At 53.1% G+C, this 14,312-nt stretch carries 16 protein-coding genes; 9 read left to right on the forward strand and 7 right to left on the reverse strand.

What is annotated here, in order from left to right:
- Positions 1-76: 76 nt before the first annotated feature.
- Together ACHUEV_RS01040 and ilvN are read left to right on the forward strand one after the other, a co-directional pair.
- Positions 77-1,828 (forward strand): acetolactate synthase 3 large subunit, encoded by a 1,752-nt coding sequence (locus tag ACHUEV_RS01040; RefSeq protein WP_394177217.1) that lies wholly within the window; start codon positions 77-79, stop codon positions 1,826-1,828.
- A gap of 127 nt (positions 1,829-1,955) precedes the next feature.
- Complete coding sequence (gene ilvN, locus ACHUEV_RS01045) at positions 1,956-2,519, forward strand: acetolactate synthase small subunit (RefSeq protein ID WP_106353902.1); 564 nt, start codon at positions 1,956-1,958, stop codon at positions 2,517-2,519.
- Between the two features lie 43 nt (positions 2,520-2,562).
- Here ilvN and ACHUEV_RS01050 read toward each other — a convergent pair whose 3' ends face one another.
- The gene (locus tag ACHUEV_RS01050; protein ID WP_394177218.1) at positions 2,563-2,805 is read right to left on the reverse strand and encodes an EF-hand domain-containing protein; all 243 of its coding nucleotides are present in this window, start codon (positions 2,803-2,805) and stop codon (positions 2,563-2,565) included.
- 342 nt (positions 2,806-3,147) lie between these two features.
- Here ACHUEV_RS01050 and ACHUEV_RS01055 point away from each other — a divergent pair, with 342 nt between their 5' ends.
- Complete coding sequence (locus tag ACHUEV_RS01055; protein WP_394177219.1) at positions 3,148-4,089, forward strand: nucleoside hydrolase; 942 nt, start codon at positions 3,148-3,150, stop codon at positions 4,087-4,089.
- A complete protein-coding gene (locus tag ACHUEV_RS01060; RefSeq protein ID WP_394177220.1) occupies positions 4,086-5,486 on the forward strand; it encodes a protein adenylyltransferase SelO in 1,401 nt (466 codons plus the stop codon). Before ACHUEV_RS01055 ends, ACHUEV_RS01060 begins: the two co-directional genes overlap by 4 nt.
- Here ACHUEV_RS01060 and ACHUEV_RS01065 read toward each other — a convergent pair.
- The 5 genes from ACHUEV_RS01065 to ACHUEV_RS01085 all read right to left on the reverse strand — a co-directional run bounded on the left by ACHUEV_RS01065 (position 5,443) and on the right by ACHUEV_RS01085 (position 8,497).
- Positions 5,443-5,784 carry an EamA family transporter gene (locus ACHUEV_RS01065; RefSeq protein ID WP_394177221.1) on the reverse strand — a complete coding sequence of 114 codons (342 nt, stop codon included), beginning with the start codon at positions 5,782-5,784 and terminating at the stop codon, positions 5,443-5,445. The two genes, ACHUEV_RS01060 and ACHUEV_RS01065, sit on opposite strands and share 44 nt — an antisense overlap.
- Before the next feature lie 6 nt (positions 5,785-5,790).
- Positions 5,791-6,360: a DMT family transporter gene (locus tag ACHUEV_RS01070; RefSeq protein ID WP_394177222.1), complete on the reverse strand. Its 570-nt coding sequence runs from the start codon at positions 6,358-6,360 to the stop codon at positions 5,791-5,793.
- A gap of 39 nt (positions 6,361-6,399) precedes the next feature.
- Positions 6,400-7,368, reverse strand: coding sequence for a DUF3179 domain-containing protein (locus ACHUEV_RS01075; protein ID WP_394177223.1), 969 nt, complete (start codon positions 7,366-7,368; stop codon positions 6,400-6,402).
- 84 nt (positions 7,369-7,452) lie between these two features.
- A complete protein-coding gene (locus ACHUEV_RS01080; RefSeq protein ID WP_394177224.1) occupies positions 7,453-7,998 on the reverse strand; it encodes a peptidylprolyl isomerase in 546 nt (181 codons plus the stop codon).
- Complete coding sequence (locus ACHUEV_RS01085) at positions 7,991-8,497, reverse strand: peptidylprolyl isomerase (protein ID WP_394177225.1); 507 nt, start codon at positions 8,495-8,497, stop codon at positions 7,991-7,993. The genes ACHUEV_RS01080 and ACHUEV_RS01085 overlap by 8 nt, the downstream gene beginning before the upstream one ends.
- 129 nt (positions 8,498-8,626) lie before the next feature.
- On the opposite strand from ACHUEV_RS01085, the gene ACHUEV_RS01090 reads away from it, so the two are divergent.
- The 4 genes from ACHUEV_RS01090 (at position 8,627) to ACHUEV_RS01105 (ending at position 12,180) form a co-directional block, all read left to right on the forward strand.
- The gene (locus tag ACHUEV_RS01090) at positions 8,627-9,802 is read left to right on the forward strand and encodes a phosphoglycerate kinase (protein WP_394177226.1); all 1,176 of its coding nucleotides are present in this window, start codon (positions 8,627-8,629) and stop codon (positions 9,800-9,802) included.
- Positions 9,803-9,862: 60 nt separating this feature from the next.
- Positions 9,863-10,594 (forward strand): alpha/beta fold hydrolase domain-containing protein, encoded by a 732-nt coding sequence (locus tag ACHUEV_RS01095; RefSeq protein WP_394177227.1) that lies wholly within the window; start codon positions 9,863-9,865, stop codon positions 10,592-10,594.
- Positions 10,595-10,833: 239 nt separating this feature from the next.
- Positions 10,834-11,763, forward strand: coding sequence for a class I fructose-bisphosphate aldolase (locus ACHUEV_RS01100; protein ID WP_394177228.1), 930 nt, complete (start codon positions 10,834-10,836; stop codon positions 11,761-11,763).
- A gap of 117 nt (positions 11,764-11,880) precedes the next feature.
- Positions 11,881-12,180 (forward strand): FtsB family cell division protein, encoded by a 300-nt coding sequence (locus ACHUEV_RS01105; protein WP_106353878.1) that lies wholly within the window; start codon positions 11,881-11,883, stop codon positions 12,178-12,180.
- Between the two features lie 75 nt (positions 12,181-12,255).
- Here the strand turns inward: ACHUEV_RS01105 and ACHUEV_RS01110 are convergent, their stop codons facing one another.
- Positions 12,256-13,056, reverse strand: coding sequence for an endonuclease/exonuclease/phosphatase family protein (locus ACHUEV_RS01110; protein WP_394177229.1), 801 nt, complete (start codon positions 13,054-13,056; stop codon positions 12,256-12,258).
- Positions 13,057-13,309: 253 nt separating this feature from the next.
- Between ACHUEV_RS01110 and pdhA the strand changes: the two genes are divergently transcribed.
- Positions 13,310-14,311 (forward strand): pyruvate dehydrogenase (acetyl-transferring) E1 component subunit alpha, encoded by a 1,002-nt coding sequence (gene pdhA / locus ACHUEV_RS01115; protein ID WP_106353874.1) that lies wholly within the window; start codon positions 13,310-13,312, stop codon positions 14,309-14,311.
- The last annotated feature ends 1 nt before the right edge of the window (position 14,312 follow it).

The following is a 14,312-nucleotide window of genomic DNA, read 5'->3' on the forward strand; positions in this document are numbered from 1 at the left end:
CGATCCCATGCGCCCCCGACACAATCGGGGGTTTTTTTGTGACAAATGATACACTAGCGGATAGGACGCGAGAACAATGACAAAAGCCATGACGGGCGCAAAAATGGTAGTACAGGCTCTGATCGATCAGGGTGTGGAAGTCGTCTTTGGATATCCCGGTGGCGCCGTCCTACCGATCTATGACGAGATTTTTCAGCAAAACAGCATCACGCATGTTTTGGTACGCCACGAACAAGGCGCGGTTCACGCAGCCGAAGGTTACGCACGTTCCACAGGCAAACCCGGCGTTGCACTAGTAACATCTGGTCCCGGCGCCACGAACGCGGTGACCGGTCTGACAGATGCCCTGTTGGACAGCATTCCATTGATCGTTCTGACGGGTCAGGTTCCGACATTCATGATCGGGTCAGATGCGTTCCAAGAGGCCGACACCGTTGGCATCACCCGCCCCTGCACCAAACATAACTGGCTGGTGAAAGAAACCGACAAGCTGGCCGCGACCCTGCACGAGGCGTTCCACGTTGCCACATCTGGTCGTCCCGGCCCGGTTCTGATCGACATCCCCAAAGATGTTCAGTTCGCAACAGGCGCCTATACGCAGGCCAAACAGGTCGAGACCCACTATAACCCGCAGGTTAAGGGCGATCTGGATGCGATTACTGAACTGGCGAAAGCCATGGAAACAGCGAAACGCCCCGTGTTCTACACAGGTGGCGGCGTTATCAACTCTGGTCCGGCTGCATCGCAGTTGCTGCGTGAACTGGTTGCTGCGACTGGTTTCCCAATCACATCCACGCTGATGGGTTTAGGTGCATATCCTGCATCTGGCGACAGCTGGATCGGTATGCTGGGCATGCACGGTCTTTATGAGGCCAACATGGCCATGCACGATTGCGACCTGATGATTAACATCGGCGCGCGTTTTGATGACCGGATTACCGGGCGTCTGGATGCATTCAGCCCCAACTCAAAAAAGGCGCATATCGATATCGATGCGTCTTCGATCAACAAGGTTATTCACGTTGATATCCCAATTCTGGGCGACGTTGCCCATGTGCTTGAGGATCTGCTGAACGTCTGGAAAGCCCGCGGTCGCAAAACCAACAAAGAAGGCCTGTCCAAGTGGTGGGATCAGATCAACGAATGGCGCAACGTGAAATGCTTGGACTTCAAGCAAGACGGCAAGATCATCAAGCCGCAGTACGCCCTGCAACGTCTTGAAGAATTGACCAAAAAGCACGATCGCTACATCACGACAGAAGTGGGTCAGCACCAGATGTGGGCCGCACAATACCTTGGCTTTGAAGACCCCAACCGTTGGATGACTTCGGGTGGTCTGGGCACAATGGGTTATGGTTTCCCCGCCTCTATCGGCGTGCAAATGGCGCACCCAGATGCCTTGGTCATCAACGTCGCGGGTGAGGCATCATGGCTGATGAACATGCAAGAACTGGGTACTGCAATGCAGTACAAGCTGCCCGTCAAACAGTTCATCTTGAACAACGAACGTCTGGGCATGGTGCGTCAATGGCAAGAGCTGCTGCATGGCGAGCGGTATTCATCCAGCTGGTCAGAGTCCCTGCCCGATTTCGTGAAATTGGCCGAAGCCTTTGGCGCGAAAGGCATTCAATGTCACGATCCTGATGCGCTGGATGACGCGATCATGGAAATGATCACGTATGACGGCCCTGTCCTATTCGATTGTTTGGTCGAAAAACACGAAAACTGCTTCCCGATGATCCCATCGGGTAAGGCACATAACGAAATGCTGTTGGGGGATGACTCGACCGAGGGCGCCATCCAAGGTGCTGGCGAGGCTTTGGTCTAAATCTCACTGGCCCGGCCAATAGGCCGGGCAGCCCCCGACCCTCCCCGCGGGAGGGGGCTTCACCCCCACCCAAGGTCAGGGGCCGCACTTTGCCCTGACCGTCAAAGATCAAAACAAGGCACATCACATGTCCGCACTAAAAATCAAAAAAGGCGCTACAAGCCACTCTGCTTATAACCTACGCCCCAACTATTCTGACACGATTGAACAGCATACGTTGGCTGTTCTCGTTGAAAACGAACCCGGTGTTCTCGCACGGGTGATCGGGTTGTTTTCGGGACGGGGTTACAACATTGACAGTTTGACCGTGGCCGAGGTCGATCATTTGGGTCACCGGTCACGCATTACGATTGTTACATCCGGCACGCCACAGATCATCGAACAGATCAAAGCCCAGTTGGGTCGCATCGTTGATGTTCACAAAGTAAATGACCTGACCGTCGAAGGCCCATCTGTCGAACGCGAGTTGGCGCTATTCAAGGTATCTGGCAAAGGCGAGAACCGGATCGAAGCCGTTCGTCTTGCTGACATCTTCCGCGCAAACGTGGTCGATAGCACGCTAGAATCATTTATCTTTGAAATCACCGGCACGCCGGAGAAGATCGATGCGTTTGCGGAATTGATGCAGCCTTTGGGCTTGCAGGAAATCGCCCGGACAGGTGTCGCAGCGCTTTCGCGTGGGGCTGTATAAATAGAACGCGCCGGATCAGCCCCCTGATCCGGCGCAATTTCTTTTAGCTTGGCAGAAGACCAGCTTCTTGCCCTGTGGCAATCTCGTCGGCGTCCAGAAGGCCGTCACCAGATGCATCCATTGCTTCAAAATCAGCTTCTGTCAGGTCAGGCAGAACAGCTGTCAGCTCTGGGTAGCTGTACATTCCATCACCATTGATATCGATTGCTGCGTCCTGCGCGAAAGCAGGAACAGCAAGCGTCATCACGATAGCAGCTGGTGCCAGAAGTGTTTTAACATGGGTCATTTTCGTTCTCCATTAAGGACATTACGAAGGTCTTGTTGCCTTCGCCATAACACATGGTCGTCCTTTGCATCGCTTACCATGCCCATTAGAAAAGCAAAGCGAAAACGGCGAAGCCCCGCCAAAACCGGAAACAAAGAATGCAATAATGCGCTTATGTTTCCGCATTCGGCACAATTTAGCCGAAAAGCACTCTCATTTCAGATATAGATGGCAATGCTTGGCCGACCCAGCCCAATGCCGCGATTGTGATCGAAGAACCACTTGAGAAAGTTGACGTTTACCCCCTTGCCCCGAACACGTGCAAGGGACACTCTGGGGCGGAAACACGACAGGAAAACCGACATGGCACCGCGCAAAATCATCATCGACACTGACCCCGGCCAAGACGACGCGGTTGCGATCCTTTTGGCGCTCGCGTCGCCTGAAGAAATAGACGTTTTGGGGATCACCGCGGTGGCGGGCAATGTCCCCTTGGCACTGACTGAAAAGAACACACGGATCGTGTGTGAACTGGCAGGCAAGCCTGACACGTTGGTTTTCGCTGGCTGCACAGCACCGATGCACCGCAAATTGGTAACTGCTGAACATGTCCATGGCAAAACCGGGCTGGATGGTCCACAGCTGGACGACCCCAAGATGCCGCTCCAAGCACAGCATGGCGTTGACTTCATTATTGAAACGCTACGCGCTGAACCCGAAGGCACCGTTACGCTGTGTCCGATTGGTCCGCTTACCAATATCGCGACGGCCTTTGAAAAAGCGCCAGACATCATTCCACGGATCCAAGACATCGTGCTGATGGGGGGTGCTTATTTCGAAGTGGGCAATATTACCCCAGCGGCCGAATTCAACATCTACGTCGATCCAGAAGCCGCCAAAATCGTCTTTGATTCTGGTGTGCCATTGGTAGTCATGCCCCTTGATGTGACCCATAAGGCGCTCACGACAAAGGCTCATATCGAAGCCTTCCGTACGATGGGCACAAGGGTTGGCGATATGGTCGCCGCTTGGACTGATTTCTTTGAACGGTTTGATATGGAAAAATACGGGTCCGAAGGCGCACCACTACATGACCCCTGCACGATCGCCTATCTTATTGATCCGACACTCTTTACAGGCCGCAAAATCAACGTCGAAATTGAAACAGAATCCGAACTTACCCTTGGCATGACCGTCGCCGATTGGTGGGGCGTGACAGATCGCGAACCAAATGCGCTGTTCATCGGCGATTTGGATAGTGATAGGTTCTACGCCCTACTGGCTGATAGATTGGCGCGGCTGTGAAAATCCCGTTCGACAATAGTTATGTAAAGCTACCTGCGCAGATGTATGCGGCGCAGCGTCCGACGCCTGTGCAATCCCCCACATTGATCTCATTTAACCAGCCTCTGGCCGAGCTGTTGGGATTGTCGGGTGATCCTGACGTCGCTGTCTTTGCCGGCAATGAAATACCCGAAGGCGCATCCCCTATTGCGCAGGCCTATTCGGGTCATCAGTTTGGCAACTGGAACCCCCAGCTGGGCGATGGCCGCGCTGTCCTTTTGGGTGAGGTTGTGGACAAAGATGGCATACGCCGCGACATCCAACTTAAGGGATCGGGTCAAACACCGTTCTCGCGGCGCGGTGATGGGCGTGCTTGGCTTGGGCCAGTGTTGCGCGAGTACCTAGTGTCAGAGGCAATGCATGCGATGGGTGTTCCGACGACCCGCGCGCTGGCCGCCGTGACGACAGGCGAAGACGTATACCGCGAAGAAGTCCTTCCTGGCGCGGTGTTAACACGCGTCGCCCAAAGCCATATTCGCGTCGGCACGTTTCAATACTTTGCCGCACGTCAGGATATCCAAGCGCTGGAAGCTCTGACAGACCACGTTATCGCGCGCCACTACCCAACGGCGACTGGACCTGCTGAACTGCTGGATCAGGTCATAGAACGCTACGCGCATCTGATTGCAAAATGGATGGGGCTTGGGTTTATCCACGGCGTGATGAACACAGACAACGTGTCCATCGCGGGTGAGACGATTGATTATGGCCCTTGCGCCTTTATCGACGGTTTTCATCCTGATCAGGTCTTTAGCGCGATCGACCAACAGGGTCGCTATGCCTATTCAAACCAGCCGGGTATTGGCGCGTGGAATATGGCGCAATTTGCTACTGCACTGATCCCGCTGATGCCAGATCAAGACGAGGCGATTGAACAATTCAGCGCAGCAGTGAACGGCTTTCCCGATATATATATCAAGGCTTGGAAGGGCGTGTTTGCAGCAAAACTGGGCATTGATGAACTGCACGAAGACGACACCGCGCTTATCAAAGACCTATTAAACACGATGGCGACTGATGGCGCTGATTTCACCAATGTCTTTGCTAACTTAGCCGAGCAAAACGTCCGCGATCAGTTTTTAGACAGAGATGCCTTTGACGCATGGAAAATACGCTGGGAGGCCCGCAAATCGCCTAACGCCGCTGAGATCATGGCGGCCGCGAACCCTCAAGTCATTCCGCGCAACCATCAAGTCGAGGCCGTGATCCAAGCCGGACGCGAAGGTGACTTTGCGCTGTTTCACGACATGTTGGCCGCGGTGACACAGCCCTACGCCGCGCTGACTGATACGACCGAAAAATTCGCACGCGCGCCTACGCTGAATGAACGGGTGACGCGGACGTTTTGCGGGACCTAGTGGGTCGGTTGATCAGGACAATTCCGATTGCGACCAAAACCAAAGCGCCGATCAGATTTGGCCCCACGGTTTCACCCAACAGCAACCAACCCAGCCCAACGCTCAACACTGGCGAAAGAAAGCTAAACGATGCCACGCCAGAGGCCGGATAGATCGACGGAAGCCAGAGCCAAAGAATAAATCCGGCGCTGACCACGACGACAATCTGGAAGGCCAATCCTGCAAGATGAATGGGCCCCAATTCACGGACAAACGGCCCAAAGAAGAACGCCGCAATCAGAAGGATTGGGGCTGACACCCCTACTTACCAAAACAACTGTATTTCGGGGCGCACCCGTGACAGCGGTGACGCCTTTGCAAGCATGGCGCAAATTGCCCAGCCTAAAGCGCCACCAAGGGCGGCAAGATCACCCCAAATGCTTCCTGCGCCTGAATTCCTGCTGAGCATCGCCCACGCAACCCCTGACATCGCAAAGGCCAACCCGACCGCTTTGACGGGCGTGATTTTGTCATTTGGCATGACCCAATGTGCAATAATCGCAAGCCACACTGGCATCGAATAAAAGATGACTGCTGAACGCCCAACAGTTGTGAGATCAAGTGCCACAAATAGGCATAAAAACTGGAAACCAAAGAATACGCCCGCGGCAAACCCAGCCAAACGCGTTCCCGGTTCAAATCGCAATGGGATGCCGCGCCAACGCAGGTACATCCAAATGCAAACAACTGCACCGGCTGAACGTAGCCCCGCGAAAAACACGGGCTGCAACCCACCGTTGGTGACCTTGATGACGACCTGATTGAAAGCCAAGAAAAAGGCAAAGCCTGTCAACGCAACTGCGCCGAACGTATCGATCTGAGATTTGCGTTCCATAGGCGCGGCTGATTCCGATACCAGCGCTAAGTCAAGACGTTAGCTAGGTCCAAGCATCCAATTCCCGTCGGGCCAGAACGCGTGGAATACAAAGGCGAACATGACGTCATGGGCAACATCTTCGCCTAGGTTGTTTCGAACACGAATATTCCCAACATCCCGCCCCTGCCCCAAAGAGCCTGCATCCAAGGCAGATGCTTGCCCTGCCTCCCAACTGATGGTGATATCGGATTCTTGAACTACCCCTTCAGTGGCGATCCTGCTAAGCGGCCAAGCGCTATCGCCGACGCGGACGACCCGTGCAAGTGCGGGAATGTCATGAGGAGGAAATTCACCAGAGTATAAGAACGGCCGATAAGAACTGTCATAGCTGACATATGGGTTACTCCCATAGGCGCGGGAATAGTCAGGCTGCGCCACTACCAGTCCGTCAGGATTACGAGCGGTGAACTTTTCCCAACTTTCCATCCAGCTTGGCAAGCTCTGAAGCTCTGTCCCGGTCAGTTCACCGACGATAGCCTCGCCGATTGCTTGCTGCCACCAGCTTTCAGTTTCGCGGTCGTACATGATCATGTCTGAGTTGCGCAGTTTTCCTGATACTCCAAAGCTCAGAACGCCCTCAGCCGTACGTCGATCGAAAACAATCCCAGAATTGCATAGCGGGCAAAAGGTCACCGCAATCGGGATGTCGCCGACTTGGTCATTTACGATTTCGTGCCATATCAAATAGCGGATCGGATAGGCGCGCGGCGTTTCACCCGGAATTTCAACGGTGATAACTGGTTCGAGAGAGCTAAAATTATTGCCTTCATTCGCGAGAACAAAGCTGGGGGCATCTATCGCGGGAATACCGTCTTTGGACGGGCCACCAGACAGCACCTCGACCCAACTATTCACACTTGTGTTGTTGAAATCAGTATTCGGCCATTCGTTCGCCCAGAATTCAGGACCGGCAGCGGAACTATGCCCTGCGAATAATAATACTGCGATTAGTCGAAAAAAGTGCATTCTGGTCCTCCCGTTTCAAGGGTGACCGAAGCGGCGTTGTGGAACTAGCCCCCTCGCGTAGATGTGAGGGGGCCAGAGATTTGATTATTCGGTCACGCGTACCGCAGTCATGACATCAGGTTTGCCAATAACCGCACCATTTTGTCCTGCGCCACGTTTGATCGCGTCGACAATCTCCATGCCCTCAGTCACTTCACCCACAACGGTGTACTGACCGTTCAAAAAATACCCGGGTTCAAACATGATGAAGAACTGGCTGCTAGCGGAGTCAGGGTTTTGCGCACGTGCCATTCCCACGATGCCGCGCTCGAAAGGAAGATCCGAGAACTCAGATTTTAGCGAACCCAACTCGGAACCGCCAGTACCGGCCAGCGACAGATCGCTACCCAGTAAACCGTTTTGCACGTCGCCGGTCTGCGCCATGAAACCATCGATAACGCGATGGAATACCACCCCATCATACTCTCCGGCTTCAGCGATCGCCGTGATTTGGGCCGTGTGCAGTGGCGCAACATCTTCGAAAAGGTCGATGACGATTGTACCGTTGGCTTCGCCTTCGACATCAATCTCCAGACCCGCGCTGAATGCAGGCGTGGCCATCACGGCTAATAGGGCTGCGACCTTATACATCGGCAGCAACTTTTACACTGATCATGCGATCTGGGTTCATTGGCGGCTCGCCTTTGACGATCGCATCAACGTGTTCCATGCCGGAAACAACCTGACCGTAAACAGTATACTGGCCGTTCAGGAAGTCGTTGTCTTTAAAGTTGATAAAGAACTGGCTGTTAGCCGAGTTCGGGTTTGCAGAACGCGCAGCGCCCAAAGAACCACGTGCGTGCGGGATTTTTGAGAACTCAGCAGGTAGGTCAGGCAAGTCAGAGCCGCCAGTACCCGCGCGATTGAGGTTAAAGTTGTTTTCCATGTTCCCGTTCGCCACGTCGCCAGTCTGCGCCATGAAGCCGTCGATCACACGGTGGAATGCAACGTTGTCGTAAGAACCTGCGCGCGCCAGTTCTTTCATACGCGCCGTGTGGGCCGGAGCCACATCAGGCAGCAGTTCGATAACAACGTCACCACCTTTGAGAGTCATGATGATAGTGTTTTCTGGATCTTTAATATCGGCCATTTTGGGCTCCTCTTTTCTGTATTGGGCAAAGACATATGTGCCCAAGCGCAAAATGCCAAGCACGTCTAGTTGACGCGGGCGCGTGATTACCGCAACAAAGCGCTGAACCCCGCCCTAAAGGAACAGCAAATGACTTGGAAAACTCTGGACGATATGGATTTTGCCGGTAAGCGCGCATTGGTGCGTGTGGATATCAACGTGCCTGTCGAAAACGGCGTGGTCACGGATACAAGCCGGATCGAACGCATCGCAGCAACCGTCGATGACATCCAAGCCAAGGGCGGCAAAGTAATCCTAATGGCGCACTTTGGGCGCCCACAGGGCCAAGTCGTCCCTGAAATGTCGCTTGAGATCATTGCCCCAACGGTGTCCGATGTTTTGGGCCTGCCCGTGACATTTGTGAATGGCGACTATGCGGATGCCGTCGCAGAGATGGAAGAAGGCGACGTGTTGTTGCTTGAAAACCTGCGTTTCAATCCGGGCGAAGAAAAGAACGACGAAGGTTTCGCAAAACGTCTTGCCAGCCTCGCTGACATCTACGTGAACGATGCGTTTTCAGCCGCGCACCGCGCACATGCCAGCACCGAAGCAATCGCGCGCCTCCTGCCCGCTTGCGCCGGTCGTTTGATGGCCGAAGAATTGGGCGCGCTGGAAAAGGCGCTTGGTTCCCCAGAACGCCCGGTTGTTGCTGTTGTTGGCGGCGCAAAAGTTTCAACCAAGCTCGACCTGCTAGGCAATCTAGTTGGTAAAGTTGATCACCTTGTGATTGGTGGAGGCATGGCGAACACATTCCTTGCTGCGCAAGGCATCAACGTAGGCAAATCACTGTGTGAACATGATTTGGCCGACACCGCGCGCGAAATTTTGTCAAAGGCCGAATCTGCCGGATGCGAAATCATTCTGCCACGTGACATCGTGATTGCACGCGAATTCAAAGCCAACGCTGCAAACGAAACAATTCCCGCGACCGAATGCCCTGACGACGCGATGATCTTTGACGCTGGCCCCGAAACCGTTGCCTATATCAACGGCGTTGTCGATGGCGCCAAAACGCTCATCATGAACGGACCGCTAGGTGTGTTCGAACTCGAGCCATTCCATGCTGGCACTTTTGCAATTCTGAATGAGATCGCCGCCCAAACCAAAGCAGGCAAATTGGTATCGGTCGGCGGCGGCGGCGACACAGTCGCAGCGATCAACGCATCGGGCCACGGCGATGACTTCACCTATATCTCCACCGCCGGCGGAGCCTTCCTAGAATGGATGGAAGGCAAAGAACTGCCCGGCGTTGCTGCTTTAGGTTAGCATATCGAAAGAGGCCACCTCAATGGTGGCCTCAATTAACTATTTATTTGGTGAAGTGGTATGATTGAGCTCACACAGATCGCATGTTCAGATCCGCTCAAGATGCAATTTTTCAAAGGAATATCGGACAACCTTGTTGTCGTTTTTAGTGGTGTCGGGGGCAACCACCGAGAACACCCGCCCATTGAATTTTTTACTGCGGCAACACAAGATCGCAGGAACAATGTTTTGTTCATCAGTGATCGGAGCCGCAGTTGGTTAAACTATCCTGGCTTGGATGCCGAGATCGTAGGCAAAATACGTTCAGCCATAGCTGAAAATGGCATTTCGAACCTTTCGATGCTTGGCAATTCGATGGGTGCGTCAATGGCACTGCTGTTGGCACCAAAATTACCAACCAACACTGTCATCGCCCTCACCCCACAATATTCTGTCCACCCCGATATCGTACCAGAAGAGACACGCTGGTTACGTTTTCGAAATAGGATAAAAGATTACAAATACCCCGAAATCAAAATACAGCCAAAGCAGAATGAGAACATCTATATTGTGCATGGAAGCTCATTCGGCGAACTGATCCATGCCCGCAAGTTTTCTGAAATCGCAGGTATAAGACATTTTATTCTTCCCGGCGAAGGCCACAGCTTTGCGTCTGCACTAAAGCAGCGCAATGTTCTTTCTCCGTTAGTATCTGCCGCAATCACTGGTCGCCCATTCTTGTTCCGCAAGATCATTGAAAAGTCTGGCGGAATGTGGAGCACTAAATACTGGTCTATCGACGATCGAGAGTAGCGACAAACAACTCTGTAATTTTCTTGAAATCAAACAGACTGATCTCAAACGTTTGGGCCGCCTAGCTAGAATAACTTGGACCTATGAATTCCTGCAAAATTGGTGTTCATTCCAGGCATTCTTTTGCAAACTTGAGATTGTTAACGCAAACATCCTGAGTGTTAGCGCAACCGTTATTGTGCTGTGTTTTCTTGCTGTTAAAGCCGCTAATAGCGAACTGCATAAAAGGATGCCACGTCATGAAAACCACGAAAGCCGTCCAACGAATTCTCGCCAATTACGAAGGTGAAACACCCGGTGTCAAAGCCAACCTTGCGCGTATTATGATGGCAGGGAAACTGGGCGGAACAGGTAAGATGATCATCCTTCCAGTTGATCAGGGTTTTGAACACGGGCCCGCCCGTTCATTTGCCCCGAACCCGGCGGCTTACGATCCACACTACCACTATCAGTTGGCGATTGATGCGGGGCTAAACGCCTATGCCGCGCCGCTTGGTATGCTAGAGGCAGGTGCTGACACCTTTGCTGGGCAAATCCCAACTATTCTCAAAGTGAACTCAGCCAATTCACTTATCCCTGCTGCCGCTCCAAAGACACAAGCAATCACCGCTTCGGTTGACGATGCACTGCGCCTTGGCGCGTCGGCGATCGGATTTACAGTTTATCCTGGGTCGTCTGCAGCTTTGGACATGTTCGGTGATATTGCAGAAATGCGCCGCGAAGCAGCAGCCAAGGGCATCGCAACTGTGATCTGGTCCTACCCACGTGGTGAGGCGCTGGATAAAGACGGCGAAACCGCGATTGATATTGCTGCCTACGCCGCGCAAATCGCGGCGCTATTGGGTGCGCATATCATCAAGATAAAACTCTCGACTGATCATCTGTCCCTGCCCGAAGCCAAGAAAGTCTACGAGGCCGAAGGAATCGACATTGCCACCCAAGCGGCACGCGTGAAGCATTGTGTCGAAAGCGCCTTGGGCGGTCGCCGCCTGATGGTCTTTTCTGGCGGTGCGGCCAAAGGTGCTGATGCGGTCTATGACGACGCCCGCGCAATTCGTGATGGTGGCGGCAATGGTTCGATCATCGGGCGCAACTCGTTCCAGCGCGATCGCGACGATGCGCTCGCCATGCTTGGCAAGCTGATGGATATCTACCGCGGCAAGGCGTAAAGCCGCTAAAAATATGTGATTATCCCCTATTTATGGAAAATAGGGGATTCACATTCCGAATCATCTGTGCGATTCTAGCTTCAGTTACCCGCAAGAGGTGACATTTGAGGCAAGCACATGTTCCGACGTAACCGCCCCCCGATGGGCACCCTTTTGTATTTCCTAGGCGCGTTAATGCTTGGGCTGTATTTCACCTTTGCCGCTGTGCAAGGGGATTACGGTCTATTCAAACGTATTGAGATCCAAGCGGAGGGCGTCGCGCTGGAACAGGAACTGGCAATCCTTCAGGCGGAGGTGGGGCGCATGGAAAACCTCACCTCGCGCCTGTCGGACAACTACCTTGATCTTGACCTACTCGACCAACAAGCCCGTGACGTACTGGGGCTAATTCGGGCGGATGAAGTCGTTATTCGGTAGTATTTGCATCATCCCAAAAGCCCGCTGTGCGGGACATTGCTGAAGTTAGCTAGAAAAGTTGAACGGCTGCTTCTGTTAAATGCTCAGAACAAGCGGGCAGTGATCTGAAACCTCTGGATCGTAAACCACATCAAACTTCCGCACGACGTCGGCATCACTGATCATCATATAATCGGCGAAGCTGCCCGGCTTTTTGTAATGAGAGTTTCGGGTGCTGGTGAACCCGCGTCCTGTCACCAGTTCAGAAAAACCTGCGTCGGCTAAAATCCGAAGCGTTTCGCTATCTGGCTCGACGTTGAAATCACCACAAATCACTCGCACGTCTTCTACCGTCGATACTTGCCGGGAAATATCAAGCAAGCTCTGCGCCTGCTCCGCACGTTCGGGTGTATCCATTTTTCCATTTAGATCGCGCAAGCCATGCATATGAGTAACGCTAACGGAACGATTGGAATTGTAGTCGTAAACGCACACGCCATGCGCGCTACGGGATCGAGGGTGCTCACCATAGCCAACTGGAGAGAAAGTCTTGTGGACGAAACCCTGAACCTGACCAATGACCGGAACGGATTTTTGGACGAATGTAGCCAACCCCCACTGCGACGGGATGGATAGATCATCATCCCACAAAACGCCTTGCGCGGCTGGACAAAAAATAGCGACATGATCTGGCAACGCTCGGGATACATCGCGGAAGAAATTTGCACGTTGCGGTAAGATATGGTCGCCATCACGATACGTCAGCCAGTCTTTGTCGGAGGCTGGGGTATGTACGACCTCTTGCAAGCATAGGATTTCAGGAGCTGCCGTTTGGATGTAGGTCAGCAGGTTTTCGTAAAGTTTTCCTCCCCAACCGTTTAAACACATAATGTCCATAGAACTCACCTATCACTATCCAAACCTCACATTCGCTGCATTACAGAAATACTGCAAGATGGGCTCTTAGTCGCCGTTCGCTGCAGTTCGGCCAAACGATATATAGCAGTGCAGCCTACGCAAAACTTCGTAATATCGAAACTTCACATCCCCTATCGCACCCCCTTCACTTTACCCCTCGTAATCCGCGCACACTTCCTTTATAATATAGTTTAACATTAAACTATATTGCAAAAACGCTGGAGGAGCACCCATGCCGCCCAAAAAGGCCGCCGCGAAACCAAACGTCTCAGCCGAGGAATTGCTGGGTCATTACCGTGAAATGTTGCTGATCCGTCGATTTGAGGAAAAAGCAGGCCAACTGTACGGCATGGGCCTGATTGGCGGTTTCTGCCACCTTTATATCGGACAAGAAGCCGTTGTTGTTGGCCTAGAGGCTGCAGCGGAAGAAGGCGACAAACGCGTCACATCTTACCGCGACCACGGCCACATGTTGGCTTGCGGCATGGACCCCAAGGGCATCATGGCTGAGCTGACCGGCCGCGAAGGCGGGTTTTCCAAAGGTAAGGGCGGCTCTATGCATATGTTCTCGAAAGAGAAGCATTTCTATGGCGGCCACGGCATTGTTGGCGCGCAGGTGCCTCTGGGTGCTGGTCTTGCGTTTTCTGACAAATACAAAGGCAATGACCGCGTGACCTTTACCTATTTTGGTGATGGCGCTGCGAACCAAGGTCAGGTTTATGAAACATACAACATGGCTGAACTTTGGGATCTCCCTGTTGTGTTCGTGATCGAAAATAACGGTTACGCGATGGGTACATCTGTTGTGCGCTCAACCAAGTCCCCATCGCTTTGGGAACGCGGCGCGGCCTACGGTATCGAAGGCGAAGAAGTTGACGGTATGGATGTTCTGGCTGTGAAAGCCGCCGGTGAACGTGCTGTTGCGCACTGCCGTGCCGGGAAAGGCCCATATATCCTAGAGGTCAAAACATATCGCTACCGTGGTCACTCTATGTCCGACCCAGCGAAATACCGGACCCGTGAAGAAGTCCAGAAAATGCGTGATGAGCGTGACCCGATTGAACAGGTCCGTGACATGCTGCTGACAGGCAAACACGCAACCGAAGATGACCTGAAGGCCATCGACAAAGAGATCAAAGCGATCGTCAACGACGCTGCTGAGTTCTCAAAAGAAAGCCCAGAGCCAGCATTGGAAGAGCTTTGGACAGACATTTACGCAGAAGTGGAGGCGTAAG

The sequence above is a fragment of the Yoonia maritima genome (assembly GCF_043641945.1).
GTDB lineage: Bacteria > Pseudomonadota > Alphaproteobacteria > Rhodobacterales > Rhodobacteraceae > Yoonia > Yoonia maritima_B.

Coding starts and splice junctions, on each gene's coding strand:
- ACHUEV_RS01040 (WP_394177217.1), top strand. CDS start 77: ATGACAAAAGCCATGACGGGCGCAAAAATGGTAGTACAGGCTCTGATC.
- ilvN (WP_106353902.1), top strand. CDS start 1,956: ATGTCCGCACTAAAAATCAAAAAAGGCGCTACAAGCCACTCTGCTTAT.
- ACHUEV_RS01050 (WP_394177218.1), bottom strand. CDS start 2,805: ATGACCCATGTTAAAACACTTCTGGCACCAGCTGCTATCGTGATGACG.
- ACHUEV_RS01055 (WP_394177219.1), top strand. CDS start 3,148: ATGGCACCGCGCAAAATCATCATCGACACTGACCCCGGCCAAGACGAC.
- ACHUEV_RS01070 (WP_394177222.1), bottom strand. CDS start 6,360: ATGGAACGCAAATCTCAGATCGATACGTTCGGCGCAGTTGCGTTGACA.
- ACHUEV_RS01075 (WP_394177223.1), bottom strand. CDS start 7,368: ATGCACTTTTTTCGACTAATCGCAGTATTATTATTCGCAGGGCATAGT.
- ACHUEV_RS01080 (WP_394177224.1), bottom strand. CDS start 7,998: ATGTATAAGGTCGCAGCCCTATTAGCCGTGATGGCCACGCCTGCATTC.
- ACHUEV_RS01085 (WP_394177225.1), bottom strand. CDS start 8,497: ATGGCCGATATTAAAGATCCAGAAAACACTATCATCATGACTCTCAAA.
- ACHUEV_RS01090 (WP_394177226.1), top strand. CDS start 8,627: ATGACTTGGAAAACTCTGGACGATATGGATTTTGCCGGTAAGCGCGCA.
- ACHUEV_RS01095 (WP_394177227.1), top strand. CDS start 9,863: ATGATTGAGCTCACACAGATCGCATGTTCAGATCCGCTCAAGATGCAA.
- ACHUEV_RS01100 (WP_394177228.1), top strand. CDS start 10,834: ATGAAAACCACGAAAGCCGTCCAACGAATTCTCGCCAATTACGAAGGT.
- ACHUEV_RS01105 (WP_106353878.1), top strand. CDS start 11,881: ATGTTCCGACGTAACCGCCCCCCGATGGGCACCCTTTTGTATTTCCTA.
- ACHUEV_RS01110 (WP_394177229.1), bottom strand. CDS start 13,056: ATGGACATTATGTGTTTAAACGGTTGGGGAGGAAAACTTTACGAAAAC.
- pdhA (WP_106353874.1), top strand. CDS start 13,310: ATGCCGCCCAAAAAGGCCGCCGCGAAACCAAACGTCTCAGCCGAGGAA.